This window comes from Pseudoxanthomonas sp. LH2527 (assembly GCF_022539275.1).
GTDB lineage: Bacteria > Pseudomonadota > Gammaproteobacteria > Xanthomonadales > Xanthomonadaceae > Pseudoxanthomonas_A.
Genome location: NZ_JAKZBW010000019.1, coordinates 64,799 through 82,051, shown reverse-complemented (window position 1 = coordinate 82,051; position 17,253 = coordinate 64,799). Strand labels below are relative to the sequence as shown.

The following is a 17,253-nucleotide window of genomic DNA, read 5'->3' as shown; positions in this document are numbered from 1 at the left end:
GCAGGGAGATTCCGGCGTGGCGAGCTTGCTCTCCCGCGGTCGTAGCACCCAAGGTGTGACGCTCGACCACGCCGGCTCTCGGCATCTAATCTGGCAGATCGCCAAGAGATAAGGGTGCCGAAGGCGGATGAGGGGTGAGCGCCGAACGTGGAGGCACCGCGTTACGTCGATTGCCCAGGCTCCGTTCGCCCCTCACCCGCCCTTCGGGCACCCTCTCCCCGCTGACGCAGGGAGAGGGGACCGCTGCGTCGTCTGCTGATTACAGGAAAATATTTCTGCCTGGCTACGCTCACACGGCGTGACGGCCGTGCGCGTCGGCGGTAGCGCGGCGTTTCACCAGCGCCCGGAAGAAGGGGCCGGTGAGCAGCGTGGATAGCACGGCCAGTTCCTTCTCCCCGCTGGGCGGGGAGAAGGTGCCGAAGGCGGATGAGGGGCGAGCGCTGAACATGGAGGCACCGCGTTACGTCGATTGCCTAGGCTCCGTTCGCCCCTCACCCGCCCTCTCCCCGCTGACGCAGCGAGAGGGGAGAGGCGCGCAACACGTGTGGTCGGACTCCGGAGGTTCAGTGCGACGGGGAGGCGCTGGTCTTGCGCGTGTCCGCCTCGTGCTGGCGGGCATAGCGGCGCGGCGGTAGCCCGGTGTGGCGTTGGAACGCCATGCTGAAGGTGCTGACGGAACGGTAACCGACCTGTTCGGCGGCTTCGGCCACGCTGACGCGGTGGTTGCGCAGCAGATCGCGCGCCATCGCCATGCGCCAGGCCAGCAGGTAGGTCATCGGGGCGATGCCGAGCGCGCGGGTGAACCGCTCGAAGTAGGCCGAACGCGAGAGCGCGGCGCGCTCGGCGAGTTGGGCGACCGTCCACGCGTGCGCCGGGCGCGCATGCAGATCGCGCAGCGACGATGCCAGGCGCGCATCGGCCAGTCCACGCAGCAAGCCGGGTGGCGCGGACGCGCCCGGGGTCGCGCGCAGCGATTCGACCAGTAGCAGATCCACCAGGCGCGACAGCACCACAGTGCGGCCGGGCCGATCGTGGTCGGCTTCGTCGCTCAGCAGGGTGACCAGTTGCGACAGGCGCGGCACGCCGCGCACGTGCACCAGCGTGGGCAGCAGCGAGGCGAGCAGCGTGGGTTCCTGCGCCTCGAAGCGGAACCAGCCGCCCAGCAGGCGCACGTCCGGCGGACCGTCCTGCACGCCATGGCGTACGTCGCGGTCCGGCAGCGGATCCTGTACCGGATCGATGTGCGTCGGCAGCTGCGTCCGGCCATCGGAGAGCAGGAACCCTGGCGTGGCCGGCAACAGTACGAAGTCACCGGTCTCCAGCGCGATGGCGTCCTCGCCGTCCACGGCCAGCACGCAGCGGCCTTCCTGCACGATGCAGAAGCTGGGCTCGCCGAAGGTCGCGTAGCGCACCGCCCAGCGCCCGGCCGCGCTGATGCCCTTGGAGAAGGCGGCGTGCGGCCGGAGCAGGCGGACGACATCGGAGAGGGGGTCGGACATCTGGACGATGCGAGAAAAAAAATGGATTTATCGCAATGGATGGTCCGGTGATGCTCGCCTATCGTGGCGTCCTGTTCAACCACCCTGGATCACCCCATGAAGACCGTCCTGATCACCGGCTGCTCCTCCGGCTACGGCCTGCAGACCGCCCGCCATTTCCACGCCGAGGGCTGGCGCGTCATCGCCACCATGCGCACGCCGCGCCCCGGCCTGCTACCCGATGACGAACGCCTGCAGCTCCTGCCGCTGGACGTGACCCGAACGGAGAGCATCGCCGCCGCGCTCGACGCCGCCGGGCCGCTGGACGTGCTGGTCAACAACGCCGGGCTGGGCCTGTTCGGCGCGTTCGAGGCCACGCCGATGGATACCGTGCGCGAGATCTTCGAGACCAACACCTTCGGCACGATGGCCATGGTGCAGGCGGTCATTCCCGCGTTCCGCGCGCGCCGCGGGGGCACCATCGTCAACGTCACCTCCAGCGCTACGCTGGCACCGATGCCGCTGGTCGCTGCTTACCCCGCCAGCAAGACGGCGATCGAAGGGTTCACGGCATCGCTCGCGCATGAGCTGGGCGCGTTCGACGTGGCGGTGCGGCTGGTCGAGCCGGGTTACGCGCCCACCACGCGCTTCGCGGCGAACGGCGAAGAGCGCATGCGCGGGCTGGTGCCCGAGGCGTACGCGCGGTATGCGCAGGACGTGTTCGCCGGCTTCGCCGACGCTGATGCGTTCACGCTCGAAACCGATGTCGCGCAAGCGGTGTGGGCCGCGGTCCACGATAACGGCGGGCAACTGCGCTACCCCGCGGGCGCCGATGCGGTGGCGCTGGCGGCGTTGCGCTGAAAAAAGAAGCCCCGCATCAGCGGGGCTTCTCCGTTACGCGTGGCACCGCACTCAGGCGTCCACTTCGTCCTTGTACGCATCCACCGGGATGCAGGCGCACATGACGTTCTTGTCGCCGTAGACGTTGTCCACGCGCGCGACCGGGGGCCAGTACTTCTGCAGCTTCAGCGTGGCCAGCGGGAAGGCGGCCAGTTCGCGCGGGTAGGCGTGGGTCCATTCGCTGGCCATCACCATCGTGGCGGTGTGCGGCGCGTTCTTCAGCGGGTTGTCCTCGCGGTCCAGGCGTCCGTCCTCGACCGCGCGGATCTCCTCGCGGATCTCGATCATCGCGTCGATGAAACGGTCCAGTTCGTGCTGCGATTCGCTTTCGGTCGGCTCGACCATCAGCGTTCCGGCCACCGGGAAGCTCAGCGTGGGCGCATGGAAGCCGAAGTCGATCAGGCGCTTGGCGACGTCCTCGGCGCTGATGCCGGTGCGGTCCTTGATCGGGCGCAGGTCAAGGATGCACTCGTGCGCCACCAGCCCGTTGCGGCCGGTGTAGAGCGTCTCGAAGTGCGGCTCCAGCCGCTTGGCGATGTAGTTGGCGTTGAGCAGCGCCACCTGGGTGGCCTTGCGCAGGCCGGCCGCGCCCATCAGGGTGATGTACATCCAGCTGATCGGCAGGATGCTGGCGCTGCCGAAGCTGGCCGCGCTGACCATGCCGACATCGCCTTCGCCGCCCAGCTTCTTCGGCAGGTATGGCGCCAGGTGCGCCTTCACCGCGCACGGGCCGACGCCGGGGCCGCCGCCGCCGTGCGGGATGCAGAAGGTCTTGTGCAGGTTGAGGTGCGACACGTCCGAGCCCCACTTGCCGGGCTTGGCCACGCCGACCAGGGCGTTCATGTTGGCGCCGTCGGTGTACACCTGACCGCCGTGCTGGTGGACGATGTCGCAGATGGCGACCACGTCCTCCTCGAACACGCCATGCGTGGACGGGTAGGTGATCATGATCGCGGCCAGGCGCTCGCTGTACTTCTCGGCGGCGCGGCGGATGTCCTCGACGTCGACATTGCCGTTGGCGTCGCACTTGGTGACCACCACGGTCATGCCGCACATCTGCGCGCTGGCCGGGTTGGTGCCGTGCGCGGATTCGGGGATCAGGCAGATGTCGCGATGCGCTTCACCGCGCGCGCGGTGATAGGCGCGGATCGCCAGCAGGCCGGCGTATTCGCCCTGCGCGCCGGAGTTGGGCTGCAGGCTGACGGCGTCGTAACCGGTGCATTCCACCAGCATCGCTTCCAGCTCGTCGATCAGCTGGGTGTAGCCGGCGGCCTGATCGGCCGGTGCCAGCGGATGGATATTGCCGAACTCCGGCCACGTCACCGGGATCATCTCGGCGGTGGCGTTGAGCTTCATGGTGCAGCTGCCCAGCGGGATCATGGTGCGGTCCAGCGCCAGGTCCTTGTCCGACAGCGCACGCATGTAGCGCAGCAGCTCGTGTTCGCTGTGATGGGTGTTGAACACCGGGTGGGTCAGGAAGTCGCTGCGGCGGCGCAGGTCGGCCGGGATCAGCGACGGCGCGCTGGCGTCCAGCGCATCGACCGACGGCAGGGTGGCGCCTTCAGCGGCGAACACGCCCCACAGCGTATCGATGTCGGCGCGGGTGGTGGTTTCGTCCAGCGAGATGCACAGCGAACCGTTGCCGCGCACGCGCAGGTTGATGCGGGCGTCGCGGGCACGGGCCAGGATGGCGTCGCGGGCGTCGCCCGGTTCGATGCACAGCGTGTCGAAGGCGCTGGCATGCACGGCCGGGTAGCCGAGCGTGCGCAGGCCGGCGGCGAGGATGGCGGTCAGGCGGGCGACGCGGCCGGCGATGCGCGCCAGGCCTTCGGGGCCGTGGTAGACCGCGTACATGCTGGCCATCACCGCCAGCAGCACCTGCGCGGTGCAGATGTTGGAGGTGGCCTTCTCGCGACGGATGTGCTGCTCGCGGGTCTGCAGCGTCAGGCGGTAGGCGGCCTTGCCTTCGGCGTCGACCGACACGCCGATCAGGCGGCCGGGCATGCTGCGCTTGTAGGCGTCGCGGCAGGCCATGAACGCGGCGTGCGGGCCGCCGAAACCGAACGGCACGCCGAAGCGCTGCGAGTTGCCGATGACGATGTCGGCGCCCATTTCGCCCGGCGGCTTCAGCAGGGTCAGCGCCAGCAGGTCGGTGGCGACGACGAACAGCGCGTGGTGGGCGTGGATGGTGTCGGCGTCCTTCGCCCAGTCGGCGACCCAGCCGCTCGATGCGGGGTACTGCACCAGCACGCCGAAGTAGTCGCCGGCGGCCAGCTTTTCGTGGAAGGCGTCGGTGGAGCGCACGACCTCGACGGTGAGGCCCAGCGGCTCGGCGCGGGTGGCCAGCACTTCCAGCGTCTGCGGGTGCGTGTCGCCGGCGACCAGGAAGGTGGTGGACTTCGACTTGGCCGAACGCTTGGCCAGGGTCATCGCCTCGGCGGCGGCGGTGGCTTCGTCCAGCAGCGAGGCGCTGGCGATCTCCATGCCGGTCAGGTCGGTGACCATGGTCTGGAAGTTGATCAGCGCTTCCATGCGGCCCTGCGAGATCTCCGCCTGGTACGGCGTGTAGGCGGTGTACCAGGCCGGGTTCTCCAGGATGTTGCGCAGGATGACCTTGGGCGTGTGGGTGCCGTAGTAGCCCTGGCCGATGAAGCTGCGGAACACCTGGTTGCGGTCGGCGACGGCGCGGATCTTGGCCAGCGCCTCTTCCTCGTTGATCGGGGCGGGCAGGGCCAGCGGCTGCGCGGACTTGATGCTGCCCGGCACGATGGCGTCGGTCATCGCGTCGAGCGAGTCGTGGCCGACCACGCGCAGCATGTGCGCGATCTCGGCGTCGTTGGGACCGATGTGGCGTTCGAGGAACGCGCCGTGGTGCTCGAGCTCGCGCAGGGAGGGGGTGTTCGACATGGGAGGCATCCGGAAGGGCAATAGGGCCAGCGTGCGGAAGCCGCACGTGGGATGCCCCTCTGTCCTTTTGCCTGAGAGTTTGGAAGCGCGCCGACGAGGAGGTCGCGTGCTTCGTGCCCCTTCGGCGCCGGCGCTGCCGCGAGGGCGGCCGGTCTCTCCAGAGTGTCGTTGCAGTGGTGGTATCGGGCCTGAGCGATTACGGGCGTTTGCGCCTTCGGCAGCACGTCGCGGACGACGGGCTTCTCCCACCGGATGTTGCCGGCGGATTATAGCCCGGCAGGGCGGGCCACCGGTGATTTGGGCTTACCATGTGCAGCCCGGCGAGGCCTGTTCATGTGGCCGCGCGGCGCCTGTCCGGAGTTTTCCCGCAATGAGTGCCCCCCACGCCATCTCCAACCGCCGCCTGGCCCTGCTGCTGGGCGGGCTGGCGATGTTCGGCCCGTTCTCGATCGACACCATCTTCCCGGCGTTCCCGGCCATCGGCGCGCAACTGGGCGCGGACAAGGTGGCGATGCAGCAGACCATCAGCGTGTACCTGCTGACCTATGCGCTGATGAGCCTGGTGCACGGGCCGCTGTCGGACACGTTCGGCCGGCGGCGGGTGATCCTGGGTGGTCTGGTCGTGTTCCTGCTGGCCTCGGTGGGCTGTGCGCTGGCTACCGACATGGGCACGCTGCTGCTGTTCCGGGCCGTGCAGGGCCTGTCGGCCGGCGTGGGCTTCATCGTCGGGCGCGCGGTGATCCGCGATGCCCGCGATGGCGACGACGCGCAACGGCTGATGAGCCAGGTGTCGATGATCTTCGGCATCGCCCCGGCCATCGCGCCGATCGTGGGTGGCTGGATCCTGGGCTGGAGCGCGTGGCCGATGATCTTCTGGTTCCTGGCCGGGTTCTCGCTGCTGCTGATCGTGGCGGTGGTCGGCTGGCTGCCGGAAACGCATCCGCCCGAGGCGCGCCTGAAGGTGTCGCCGCGCATCCTGCTGCGCGACTACGTGGGCATCGCGCGCAATCCGCGCTTCCTGCGGCTGGCGGCGGCGGGCTCGCTGAGTTTCGGCGGGCTGTTCCTGTACATCGCGTCGGCGCCGGCGTTCGTGATGGACCTGCTGCACCTGGACGAACAGCAGTTCGCCTGGCTGTTCCTGCCCACGATCGGGGGCATGGTGCTGGGCGCGTTCCTGTCGGGGCGCGCGGCCGGGCGCATCGAGGGCACCCGGCTGGTCGGGATCGGCTACGCCTGCATGGCCGTGGCCATGGTCGCCAACGTCGGCTACAACGCGTGGGCCGGCGATGCCATCCGCGTGCCGTGGGCGGTGCTGCCGATGATGCTGGCGGCGCTGGGCGTGGCGCTGGTGTTTCCCATCCTGACGCTGGCCATCCTCGACATGTACCCGCGCCAGCGCGGTGCCGCGTCGTCACTGCAGGCGTTCAGCAATCTCATCATCAATGCGGTGATCGCCGGACTGCTGTCGCCGTTGTTGAGCCATCATGGCCTGCACCTGGCGCTCGGGATGGCCGGCTTCGTGCTGCTGGGCTGGCTGATGTGGCAGTGGGAAGCGCATGCCCACCGGCGCCGGCTGGCCTGTCCGCGCAACGCCGCCGCACTCGAACCCACCGATCAACTCTGACGTCCTGCGAGAACCCCCATGTCGATCCAGTCCAAGGCCCGCCGCGAGGCGAAGAAGCGCAAGGCGACCAAGGCGCACAACCAGGCACGCGCGAACGCACCGGCGATCGAGCCGCATGCGGAGCTGCGCAATCCCGAGGGCGAGCTGCTGGCCGGCGTGGTGCGCCAGGCGGGCGTGTGGGTGCTGGGCCTGGATGGCCGCATCGCCGGCACGTCCGACAGCGCGGCCGAGGTGTTGGCGATGATCAAGCAGGCCGCCGCCCTGCACGAGGCGCAGGGCAACGCGGTGCGCCTGGTCTATTCGGACGAGCTGCGCGACACCGCGGTGATCGAAGCCGCGGCGCAAGGCCTGACGCTGGAGCAGTTCGAGGCGCAACTGGCCGAACAGATGAAGGCGAACAAGCCGGAACCGGCGCCGGACGTCAATTGAGCGGCAGCATTTTTTTGTAGGAGCGACGTCAGTCGCGACCGCGGATCGCGACGTGTCGTTGACGCGTCAGCCGGTGAAGGTTGTTTCGCCTATTTCTAGGCTTCCTTCGTCGCGATCGAATCTTCCTGCCGTGCGGTCGCGACTGACGTCGCTCCTACAGAGGATCGCGATGGCGGCGCAACCATGCCGCGACGCCAGCGAGCGTCAGCACCGGCACCCACACCCAGCGCAGTTCCGACAGCAGCACCTCCACGCCGCGCGCGCTGAAGAAGCGGTTCACGAAGGGCGACACTTCGATCACCCGCCATGGCGCGAAGTGGCGTGCATCCGACCACGGCCAGTACAGCGCGACGCCGAGGCCGCCGTCGGTCAACATGTCGAGCAGCGGATGCGAAGCCGCGGACAGGGCAATGAACAGGAACGCCGTGAGGGCCGGCGCCCTGAGCCAGCGCGCACCGCCTGCCGCCAAGGCGCCGCAGACGAGGGCGAAGGCAAGCGAATGGCTGGCGCCGCGATGGCCGAGCGCATGCGCGTATTCGATGCCCAGCTTGAACGCCACGACGTCGGCGTCCGGCAGCATCGCCGCGATTACGCCGGCGACGACCAGGCGTGGCGAAAGACGTTTTCGCCCGAGTGCGGCGCCGGCAGCCAGGGGGATCAGCGCGTGGGTCAGGATGGTCGGCATGGAAGTGGCATGCAGGAGGTGGCGTACACTCTCGCGATGCCCTGTGTGGCCACGATGAAGCCGATGCGCGCGAAGAGAAAAGGCCGGCATGTGCCGGCCTTTTCCGTTCGTTCGCAGGGCTGCCCTCAGCGCTCGTGCGTGCCGGTCCGCCGCTGCAGGATGGGGAGACGGTCGCGCGCGGTCGGCGGGGTCACGGTTGCGGGCGCCGGTGCGGACGTGGCGGGCAACGTCCTTGCGCCCTGACCCTGCGCCACGGCGCCAGCGGAACGCACCAGCGCCTGCGATCCGTTCTCGCGGACGGGGTCGGCGGCAATCCACTGCTTGATCTGCGGGAAGATCAGGTCCAGTCGCGAATAATGGTCGCGGTTGGCAGCCGTGGACACATTGCCCGTGTTGGCGCAACTCGCATTGCCACCGTACAGACCTCCGCGCAGGCGGTAGGTCTTGTCCGCGTGCAGCGTGAACAGGCCGGAGCCGCTGCTGCCTCCTTCCGTAGTGCCTTCCAGCCAGCCGACGGTGTAGTTCTCGGGGTAGACGTCGGTCACGTGCTGCCCGCGCGAATATTTCTTGGCATCGCCCGCGGGGTGGTGGATCGCCACGACCTCCGCGTTCGGCGCCAGCGTACCTGCATCCCAGCCGGCGAACGTGGCATTGGCGGGTGCGGGGTTCTTCAGCCGCAGCAGCAGGGCATCGACGTCCGCATCGACGAACAGGATGTCAGCGCCGCCGGTCAGCGGATTCCGCCGCTGGCCATCGGCCGTGCTGCAGCCGCTGTTTTCGTAGCCCCAGTAGGTATTGAGCGTATTGGCGACCGTCTGCGTCTCGATGCAGTGCGCAGCGCTGTAGAAGTAAGGCACCTGGGTGGCCGGCGTGGTGTCGTTGAGCAGCGTGCCGGTGCAGATGTAGCTGCTTCCACCGTCCACGAAGACCATGTGGGCCACTGCATCCTTTGCCTGCACATAGGCCGGGCCCAGCTGGCCGACGCGGCACACCGCGTTGATGTTGCAGGTGCCCGACTCGCCGACCTTCTCGACGATCTTGAAATCGTTGCGGCTGTTGGCGAGCAGGTGCGATGCCTGCGGCGCCTGCACGCGTGCCTGGGCCATCGTGACGTGTGCGGGACGGTAGATCTCGATGATCTGCGCGGCGCCGTCGGTGGCCGGCGTCCAGTACACCCCGTCGGCATCCGCCAGCGCCCGCGCTTCCGCGGCGGTGGTCTCGGCGACGACATGTCCCGGATCATCCGAACCCCCGAAGCGCAGTTCGACGTGGGGATGCAGGCCCTTCGTCTGGATACCGACGCGCATACCCAGCGCGTCCGGTGAGGCAACCCGGAGCCGGGCGACGGAACCACCCGCTTTCAGCGGAATCCAGCGCAGCGCCGGGGTGGAACGTGCGATGCCTTCGCTCGCCAGCGTCCGGCCCACGCCGATCTGGGTCGCCTTGATGTGCCGGCCGGCATTGCGGCGTTCCAGCTCCACCAGGCGCTCGAGGCGCATTTCACGATAGCCCAGCGAAGTGGCGCTGGTCGCCGGGAACTGGGTCAGCTTCCAGCGCGGATCGGCTTGCGAAGAGGTACGGCTGGCTTCGCCGGCGACCTGGGTTGCGCCCGCCGTTGCGACAACGGGCGCTGCGACCAGCAGGCTTGCCAGGAAGAGATAGAGGGTGGGGCGATTCATCGATCGGACGTCCTTTCCATAAGGCGGGTCGACAGAAGGGCGGACCATCATCGGTCCGCCCGTGCGGTAGGAGACTTACGACTTGGCCGGCGCTGCCGGCGTGGGTGCTGCCGCGGTGGCCGGCACCTGCCATCCGCAGGTCTGGCCTTCGTTCTGCTGCTTCAGCCACTCCTGCAGCGGTGCGAAATACTCCAGCACCGCGCCGGCGTCCATCTTCTCGGTGCCGGTCAGTTCCTTCAGCGTGCCCTGCCAGGGCTGGCTGGCGCCCTTCTCGAGCATCGCCCAGAACTTCTGCCCGGCGGCCTTGTCGCCGTAGAAGCTGCAGGTGTACAGCGGGCCCTGGTGGCCGGCCGCATCGCACAGGCCCTTGTAGAACTGGAACTGCAGCACGTGCGAGAGGAAGTAGCGCGTGTACGGCGTATTGCCGGGCACATGGTACTTCGCACCCGGGTCGAAGAAATCCTCGCCGCGCGCGGTGGCCGGCGCCACGCCCTGGTACTTGGCCTTCAGTTCCCACCACGCCTTGTTGTAGTCAGTCGGCTTGATGCTGCCGTCGAACACGCCCCAGCGCCAGCGGTCGATCATCAGGCCGAACGGCATGAACGACACCTTCGCCAGCGCCATGCGCATCTGCGCGTTGATCAGCGCCTCGTTGCTCTGCTGCGGGGTATCGACCATGCCGATCGACTTGAGGTAGTCCGGCGTCATCGCCAGCACCATGGTGTCGCCGATCGCTTCGTGGAAACCGTCGTGCGCGCCGGTCTGGAACAGCGGCGGCAGCTTGTTGTAGGCCAGGTAGTAATACACGTGGCCCAGCTCGTGGTAGATGGTGGTGAAGTCTTCCTCGTTCGGCTTGATGCACATCTTGGTGCGCACGTCGCCGCTCATGTTCATGTCCCACGCGCTGGCGTGGCAGACCACGTCTCGGTCCATCGGCTTGATGAACTGCGTCTTGGCCCAGTAGCTTTCCGGCAGCTTGGGCATGCCCAGGCTGGTGTAGAAATCCTGGGCGCGCTCGGTCATTTGCTTGGCGACCTGCAGCTTGGCCTCGCGCTCGGCCTGGAACAGTTTGTCCGTGCCGAGGTTCGGGCCGGCCTTGGCCAGCGCGGCCTGGTAGTCCGCCTGGTACTGCCTTTCCAGTGCGCCGGTGATGTCCAGGCTGCCCGCGCCCTTGTACGGTTCCAGCACGTCCCAGAGGTTGCCCCAGTCCTGCTGCCACATGTTGCCCATCAGGTGCGCGGGCAGCAGGCCGTTGACCTGGCCCTTCTCTACGCCATAGGTGGCCTGCAGCTTGGTGCGGGTATAGCAGTGCAGCTGCTCGTACAGCGGCTTGACCTGGCCCCAGAGACGGTCCGTTTCTGCGGCGATCTCGGCGGGCGTCATGTCGTAGCCGCTGCGCCACATCTCGCCGGCGTCGGCGAAGCCCATTTCCTTCGAGCCCTCGTTCACCAGTTCGACGAAGCGGGTGTAATCCTGGCGCATCGGCTGCGCGATGGTGTGCCAGCCCTGCCAGGCATCGAGCTGCGCGTCGTAGTCGCGGCTGCTGCGCAGGACGTCCTCGAGTTCGCCCAGCTGCCGGCACTTCTGCGCCTCGCCTTCGCCGGTGCAATAGGTGCCGGCGCCGTAGGTGCCTTCCATCTTCGTGGCGATCTGGGTCAGCTCGGCCAGCTTGGCCGGATCCTTGGGAGCGGGCATCGCGGTGGCCAGCTTCAGCAGCTGGATGGCGCGCGCCGTCTCGGGCGACATCTGCTGGCCCTCGAACTTCTTCGCCTGCGCGATCCAGCTGTTGAGTTGGGTCAGGTAGCGCTCGTTGCCCTTGGCCGCCAGCAACTGGCTGTCGTCGTTGATGTAGGTGCTGGACAGCCACTGCGCGGCGGTCAGTTCCGGGTACATCTTCTTGAGTTCGTCGTTGACGCGCGCGATGAACTGGTCGGCGGTCTCGCCCTTGGGTGCGGCGGGAGCGGCCGCCTCGGAGGCAGGTTCATCCTTCTTGCAGGCGGCGAGCGTGGCGATGCCCACGCCGACGGCGAGGGCGAGCAGGAGGTGGCGATGCTTCACGGGACGTCCTTCGGATGCGGCGGGCGCAGGAAACCGAAGGGTAGTGAGGGTGGGGGGGGGGGTGCAAGTGCGGTGGCGCCGCTGCTGTCCACTGTAGGAGCGACGTGAGTCGCGACAGGAACTTGAACGACCGAATGCGCGTGAGGCGTCCCGCAGCACGGTCAGGTGGGTTGCTTCATTGCGCGGGGCAGGGGGTCTTGGGTGGCTGGGGCGTGAGGTCGCGACTCACGTCGCTCCTACAGGGGGACGGCCTCAGCGGTGAGGCAGCCCACGATCTTTCAGGAACGCGCGCGCATCGTCGGCATCGCGCTCGAACCATGCCTGCGTGGAGCCCAGCCGATAGGTGTAGCCCCACGCATCCATGTCGGCCATCAGCCTTCCACGCCCCACGCCGGGCAACTGGTCGGCCAGGATGATCTGCAGGCAGCAGGTGGCGTCTTCCTCGATCACCGAGTCGGTGGCATCGGTATGCACCTGAGCGCGCCGCTCCGGCGGCAGGACGATCAGGTGGCAGGCTTCGTGCAGCATCGAGTGCACGGGCGTGTCGCCGCGCACGTACACGTTGTGGGCGATGACGCCGGCCTCGGGGTCGCCCCAGAAGCTGCCGGGGATCGGCGCGCCGTCGTCGACACGATGCAGACGCAATCCGTAATGCGAGAGCAGGGCATCGGCCGCGGCGAACGGCAGCGAAGCCACCCGCATCACCTCGGGTTCGACGGTGTCTGTACCGACATCCATGGTCGAATCAGGCGAGGGCGGAGCAGAACCCCGCCCCGGCGGTCAGGCGCTGCCTTCCTGCAGCGACACCGAGATGTCGAGCACGTCGTGCTCGCCTTCCTTGATCAGCTTCACGTTGACCGCTTCGGCATCGACATTCACGTACTTCTTGATCACTTCCAGCAGCTCGCGCTGCAGCATCGGCAGGTAATCGGGCGCGCCGCGGGTGGTGCGCTCCTGCGCGACGATGATCCGCAGTCGATCCTTGGCGATGGAGGCGGTTTCTTTCTTCGGCTTGAGGAAATCGAACATGCCCATGATCAGGCTCCGAACAGCTTGCTGAAGAAGCCTTTCTTTTCGACGGTGGTGAAGCGCAGCGGACGGTCTTCGCCCAGCAGCCTGCCCACGGCATCGTCGTACGCCTGGCCCGCGGGCGACTCCAGCTCCAGGATCACCGGCTCGCCCTTGTTGGACGCATTGAGCACGTCGCCGGATTCCGGGATCACGCCCAGCGTCTTGAGGCCCAGCACCTCTTCCACGTCCTTGATACTCAGCATTTCGCCGCCTTCCACGCGCGACGGGCTGTAGCGGGTGAGCAGCAGGTGCGGCTTCAGCGTTTCGCCGTTCTCGGCCTTGCGGGTCTTGGAATCCAGCAGGCCCAGGATGCGGTCGGAGTCGCGCACGCTGGAGACTTCGGGGTTCACCACCACGATCGCGGTATCGGCGAAATACATGGCCAGGAACGCGCCCTTCTCGATGCCGGCGGGCGAGTCGCAGACGATGTAGTCGAAACCGTCGGCGTCCAGGTCCTTGAGCACCTTCTCCACGCCTTCCTTGGTCAGCGCGTCCTTGTCGCGCGTCTGCGAGGCGGCCAGCACGTACAGCGTGTCGAAACGCTTGTCCTTGATCAGCGCCTGCTTCAGCGTCGACTCGCCCTGGGTGACGTTGACGAAGTCGTACACGACGCGGCGCTCGCAGCCCATGATGAGGTCGAGGTTGCGCAGGCCGACGTCGAAGTCGATGACCGCGACCTTCTTGCCGCGACGCGCCAGGCCGCACGCGATGCTGGCGCTGGTGGTGGTCTTGCCCACGCCGCCCTTGCCGGACGTGACTACGATGATTTCAGCCAACGGTGTTCTCCTTGGTCGTTCTTATGTTCGGGTAACGCCGCGCGTCAGTCCTGCGCGACGATCTTGAGTTGGTCCTGGTCCAGCCAGATCTGCACGGCCTTGCCGCGCAGTTCGCTGGGTACTTCCTCCATCACCTTGTAGTGGCCGGCGACGGCGACCAGTTCGGCGTGGAATTCACGGCAGAAGATGCGCGCCTCGGCGTTGCCGCGGGCGCCGGCGAGGGCACGACCGCGCAACGCGCCGTAGATGTGGATGGAACCGTCGGAAATGACTTCCGCACCGGCGCCGACGGTGCTCAGTACGGTCAGGTCGCGGTTCTCGGCGTACAGCTGCTGGCCGGAGCGCACGGGCGTCTTCTGCACCAGGCCGGGCTTGCTGTCCGCGGCCTTGGCCGCGACCGGCGCCGCGGCCGCTTTGGCAGGCGCGGCCTCGGCCACGGCGGCGCGCGGGGCGGGAGCGGTCGGGGCGGGTGCCCCGCCTGTGGGTTCGTACTGGGCGCGGAACTTGGCCAAAAGCGGCAGTCCCAGCTGTTCGGACAGGGTTTCGGTCTCGCGGGTGCCGTAGGCCAGCGCCACCGGCAGGACGCCCGCGCCACGCAGGCCGTCGATCAGGGCGCGCGCGGTGTCGGCGTCGGGCAGCCGGGTCAGGCCGCCGAAGTCGACGATCACCGCGGCGCGTCCGAACAGCTTGGGCGCGCGCTCGACGCGTTCGCGCATCTCGCGGATCAGTTGGTCGACATCGAGGGTGCGGATGCGGAGGTTGGCGATGCCGACCTGGCCGATCTTCAGTTCACCGGCCTGTTCGTAATCCACGGGCGCTCGCGTCACGCTCATGTACCGGTCGGCCGCTGGGCGCTGGCGTCGGCCAGCAGGCGGGTGCGGGTCCACGGGACGTCCGGCAGCCCGTCGCCATAGGTGTCGAGCACCCACGGATAACTGCAGAGTTCCTTCATCAGCATGCTGGCGCGGACTTCGGCTTCCTCCATGACGTTCTGGCCCACTTCGCGGAAACCAAAGCTGCCGTGGAAGAGCAGGGCGGGGTCGGCGCCGTGGTCGAGGAAGACTTCGCAGGCCAGCTGCGGATAACGCAGTTCGGCGAAGCTCTGCACGTCGGCGTAGAACGCCCGGCCGACGCCGCCGCCGCGACGGCGGCTGGCCACGACGATGCGGTCGATGTAGAAGAACTGCGGGTAGCGCTCGCCGAACCAGGCGAAGTTGCTGCTGTCGTGGCTGGCACCGGAGCCGAAGCCGACGAGGAAGCCGGCGAGGTTGCCCTCGCGTTCGGCGACGCGGAAATACTCGGCCGTCTCGTAGAAGCGGCGGACCTTGGCCGAATCCAGCGGCAGGATCGCCAGTCCGGCATTGTTGTTGAGGGCGAGGACGGAATCCAGCTCGTGCTCACGCACGTCGCGGATGACAATCGACATTACCTGACTCCGAACGGGTCTTGCAGGGCGGCACGCGGCCAAGCCGGGATTATCGCATGGGGCCGCCGCGACCGGCGAGGCGCGGGTGAGCCGGGGATGAACCCGGCCACCTCACGTTCCAACGTCGGCATGACTTTAGTTGGGACATGGCCGTGCGCGATTCCGCCTAAGATGCCGGGATGTTGGGACGACTCAGCCATACCCGCCTGCTGCGCGCCGCCGGGCTCTACACATGGGCCCTGGTGGGGATTCCCATCATCCTGAATGTGTGGGTGCTGCCGCCGTCCAGCGGCACGGACGGGCAGGGGGTCAACCTGCCGCTCACCGCCCTGTGCTACTTCAGCTTCGGCGCGGTGTACTGGCTGGCGACACGGGCGCTGGATGGGCGGCGGGACAGCCTGCCGGCGCATTGGAATGTCCCGCTGGCGATGGTGCTGACGGCGACCGCGATCGGCGTGGGGTTCTACACCCAGACCGGGCTGGGCGCGGTGCTGCTGCTGATCATGGCCGGCGTGCTGCCGTGGCTGCTGGAGCTGCGTTTCGCCATCGCCTGGCTGCTTGCCGCGCATGTGCTGCTGGTGCCGTCGTTCATGGCGCGCGACGATTTCAACTTCTGGGAAGCGCTCTTCCAGTCGATGTTCTACGTGGGCTTCGCGGCCTTCGTGCTGATCACCACCTACGTGGCGCGGCAGCAGGCGCAGGCGCGCGAGGAGCAGCGCCGGCTCAATGCCGAACTGCGGGCCACCCGCGTGCTGCTGGCCGAAAGCGCCCGCGTGAACGAGCGCACGCGCATCTCGCGCGAGCTGCACGATCTACTGGGCCACCACCTGACCGCGCTCAGCCTGAACCTGGAAGTGGCCGGCCACATGACCGAAGGACGGGCCCAGGAGCACGTGCGCCAGGCGCACACGCTGGCCCGCCTGCTGCTGACGGATGTGCGCGAGGCGGTCAGCCAGCTGCGCGACAGCGGCGCGATCGACCTGGGCGCGGCCCTGCTGCCGCTGGCCGAAAAGGTGCCGTCGCTGGCCATGCACATGGACATCGAGGAGCCGCTGACCCTCGAGGATCCGCACCGGGCGCACGTGCTGCTCCGCTGCACCCAGGAAATCATCACCAATGCGGTGCGCCATGCCGGCGCCCGCCACCTGTGGCTGCATTGCCGGCGCGACGGGGCGAGCATCCTGATCGATGCCCGCGACGACGGCGCCGGCAGCCCGCACGTGGTGGCCGGCAACGGCCTGACCGGCATGCGCGAGCGCCTGGCCCAGTACGGCGGCGAACTGCGCATCGAAACCCGGCCGGGGCAGGGCTTCCGCCTGCACATCGCCCTTCCCGTCAGCGACGCGGCTCCCGCGCTCGCGCCCCTTCCCGTTCACCCACCCGAACCCACACCCGAGCTCAGCTCCGGAGGAACCCTGTGATCCGTGTCTGTCTGGTCGACGATCAAACCCTGGTACGCCAGGGCATCCGCTCCCTGCTGGCGCTGGACGACGGCATCGAGGTGGTGGCCGAGGCCGCGGACGGCAAGCAGGCCGTGGACCTGGTGCCCCAGGTCAAGCCCGACGTGGTGCTGATGGACATGCGCATGCCGGTGATGTCGGGCCTGGAGGCCTTGCAGGCGCTGGCGCGCACCGGCCAGCTGCCGCCGACCATCATCCTGACCACCTTCGACGACGACCAACTGGTGCTGGCCGGCCTGAAGGCCGGGGCCAAGGGCTACCTGCTCAAGGATGTCTCGCTGGAGCAGCTGGTCGGGGCCATCCGCACGGTCGCCGATGGGGGTTCGCTGGTGCAGCCGGCGGTGACCCAGCGCCTGCTGTCCGGGCTGGAGCACATGCGCAACGAGTTCGTCAGCCTGGACCGCCCGGACCCGCTGACCGACCGCGAGACCGAGATCCTGCGGCTGATGGCCAGCGGCTTTTCCAACAAGGAGATCGCCAATTCGCTGGGCGTGGCCGAGGGCACCATCAAGAACCATGTGTCCAACATCCTCTCGAAGCTGGGTGTGCGGGATCGCACCCGCGCCGTGCTGAAGGCCTTCGAGCTGCAGCTTGTGTGAGCCGGGCCGGCCGGCCCGGCACGCGCGCGAACGGCGGGTCCGGGCATCCGCGGCGGTGCCCCGGAATGCCCGCCGTTGCAGCGCAGCAGGGCCGTCGCATGCGCCCGCGTACGTCCGGGAATCGGGCGGCCAACCGGTGTCAGATGGGCTGCCCGAAGCCC

The 17,253-nt window shown here is 68.1% G+C and carries 16 protein-coding genes and 1 riboswitch; of the genes, 5 read left to right on the top strand and 11 right to left on the bottom strand.

The features are described from left to right. Nucleotides 1–289 precede the first annotated feature (289 nt). Both MMG85_RS11695 and MMG85_RS11690 read right to left on the bottom strand, forming a co-directional pair. Nucleotides 290–448, bottom strand: a complete 159-nt coding sequence (locus MMG85_RS11695) for a hypothetical protein (protein WP_241046203.1) — start codon at nucleotides 446–448, stop codon at nucleotides 290–292. 115 nt (nucleotides 449–563) lie between these two features. After that, nucleotides 564–1,499 (bottom strand): AraC family transcriptional regulator, encoded by a 936-nt coding sequence (locus MMG85_RS11690; protein WP_241046202.1) that lies wholly within the window; start codon nucleotides 1,497–1,499, stop codon nucleotides 564–566. A 96-nt stretch (nucleotides 1,500–1,595) separates the two neighbouring features. On the opposite strand from MMG85_RS11690, the gene MMG85_RS11685 reads away from it, so the two are divergent. Continuing rightward, nucleotides 1,596–2,339, top strand: coding sequence for an SDR family oxidoreductase (locus MMG85_RS11685; protein ID WP_241046201.1), 744 nt, complete (start codon nucleotides 1,596–1,598; stop codon nucleotides 2,337–2,339). 51 nt (nucleotides 2,340–2,390) lie between these two features. Here MMG85_RS11685 and gcvP read toward each other — a convergent pair whose 3' ends face one another. Continuing rightward, entirely contained in the window at nucleotides 2,391–5,294 is a 2,904-nt protein-coding gene (gene gcvP / locus MMG85_RS11680) for an aminomethyl-transferring glycine dehydrogenase (protein ID WP_241046200.1), read from the bottom strand. 40 nt (nucleotides 5,295–5,334) lie between these two features. Continuing rightward, a riboswitch (glycine riboswitch) is annotated at nucleotides 5,335–5,456 on the bottom strand. 199 nt (nucleotides 5,457–5,655) lie between these two features. On the opposite strand from gcvP, the gene MMG85_RS11675 reads away from it, so the two are divergent. Together MMG85_RS11675 and MMG85_RS11670 are read left to right on the top strand one after the other, a co-directional pair. Next, complete coding sequence (locus MMG85_RS11675; RefSeq protein WP_241046199.1) at nucleotides 5,656–6,909, top strand: multidrug effflux MFS transporter; 1,254 nt, start codon at nucleotides 5,656–5,658, stop codon at nucleotides 6,907–6,909. A gap of 18 nt (nucleotides 6,910–6,927) precedes the next feature. After that, nucleotides 6,928–7,338 (top strand): hypothetical protein, encoded by a 411-nt coding sequence (locus MMG85_RS11670; RefSeq protein WP_241046198.1) that lies wholly within the window; start codon nucleotides 6,928–6,930, stop codon nucleotides 7,336–7,338. A 154-nt stretch (nucleotides 7,339–7,492) separates the two neighbouring features. Here MMG85_RS11670 and MMG85_RS11665 read toward each other — a convergent pair whose 3' ends face one another. The 8 genes from MMG85_RS11665 to MMG85_RS11630 form a co-directional block, all read right to left on the bottom strand. Continuing rightward, nucleotides 7,493–8,023 (bottom strand): metal-dependent hydrolase, encoded by a 531-nt coding sequence (locus tag MMG85_RS11665; protein WP_241046197.1) that lies wholly within the window; start codon nucleotides 8,021–8,023, stop codon nucleotides 7,493–7,495. Between the two features lie 125 nt (nucleotides 8,024–8,148). Beyond that, nucleotides 8,149–9,702 carry a trypsin-like peptidase domain-containing protein gene (locus tag MMG85_RS11660; RefSeq protein WP_241046196.1) on the bottom strand — a complete coding sequence of 518 codons (1,554 nt, stop codon included), beginning with the start codon at nucleotides 9,700–9,702 and terminating at the stop codon, nucleotides 8,149–8,151. Between the two features lie 75 nt (nucleotides 9,703–9,777). Next, nucleotides 9,778–11,760 carry a M2 family metallopeptidase gene (locus MMG85_RS11655; RefSeq protein ID WP_241046195.1) on the bottom strand — a complete coding sequence of 661 codons (1,983 nt, stop codon included), beginning with the start codon at nucleotides 11,758–11,760 and terminating at the stop codon, nucleotides 9,778–9,780. A gap of 252 nt (nucleotides 11,761–12,012) precedes the next feature. Next, nucleotides 12,013–12,498 (bottom strand): hypothetical protein, encoded by a 486-nt coding sequence (locus MMG85_RS11650; protein ID WP_241046194.1) that lies wholly within the window; start codon nucleotides 12,496–12,498, stop codon nucleotides 12,013–12,015. 42 nt (nucleotides 12,499–12,540) lie between these two features. Then, nucleotides 12,541–12,795 carry a cell division topological specificity factor MinE gene (gene minE, locus MMG85_RS11645; protein WP_055941742.1) on the bottom strand — a complete coding sequence of 85 codons (255 nt, stop codon included), beginning with the start codon at nucleotides 12,793–12,795 and terminating at the stop codon, nucleotides 12,541–12,543. A 2-nt stretch (nucleotides 12,796–12,797) separates the two neighbouring features. Next, on the bottom strand, nucleotides 12,798–13,607 hold the full coding sequence (gene minD / locus MMG85_RS11640; protein ID WP_241046193.1) for a septum site-determining protein MinD: 810 nt from the start codon (nucleotides 13,605–13,607) through the stop codon (nucleotides 12,798–12,800). Between the two features lie 44 nt (nucleotides 13,608–13,651). Next, a complete protein-coding gene (gene minC / locus MMG85_RS11635; RefSeq protein ID WP_241046192.1) occupies nucleotides 13,652–14,440 on the bottom strand; it encodes a septum site-determining protein MinC in 789 nt (262 codons plus the stop codon). Continuing rightward, on the bottom strand, nucleotides 14,437–15,033 hold the full coding sequence (locus MMG85_RS11630; RefSeq protein WP_055941746.1) for a GNAT family N-acetyltransferase: 597 nt from the start codon (nucleotides 15,031–15,033) through the stop codon (nucleotides 14,437–14,439). The genes minC and MMG85_RS11630 overlap by 4 nt, the downstream gene beginning before the upstream one ends. Nucleotides 15,034–15,212: 179 nt before the next feature. Between MMG85_RS11630 and MMG85_RS11625 the strand changes: the two genes are divergently transcribed. After that, entirely contained in the window at nucleotides 15,213–16,454 is a 1,242-nt protein-coding gene (locus MMG85_RS11625) for a sensor histidine kinase (protein WP_241046191.1), read from the top strand. After that, the gene (locus MMG85_RS11620; RefSeq protein WP_241046190.1) at nucleotides 16,451–17,092 is read left to right on the top strand and encodes a response regulator transcription factor; all 642 of its coding nucleotides are present in this window, start codon (nucleotides 16,451–16,453) and stop codon (nucleotides 17,090–17,092) included. The genes MMG85_RS11625 and MMG85_RS11620 overlap by 4 nt, the downstream gene beginning before the upstream one ends. Nucleotides 17,093–17,253 lie beyond the last annotated feature (161 nt).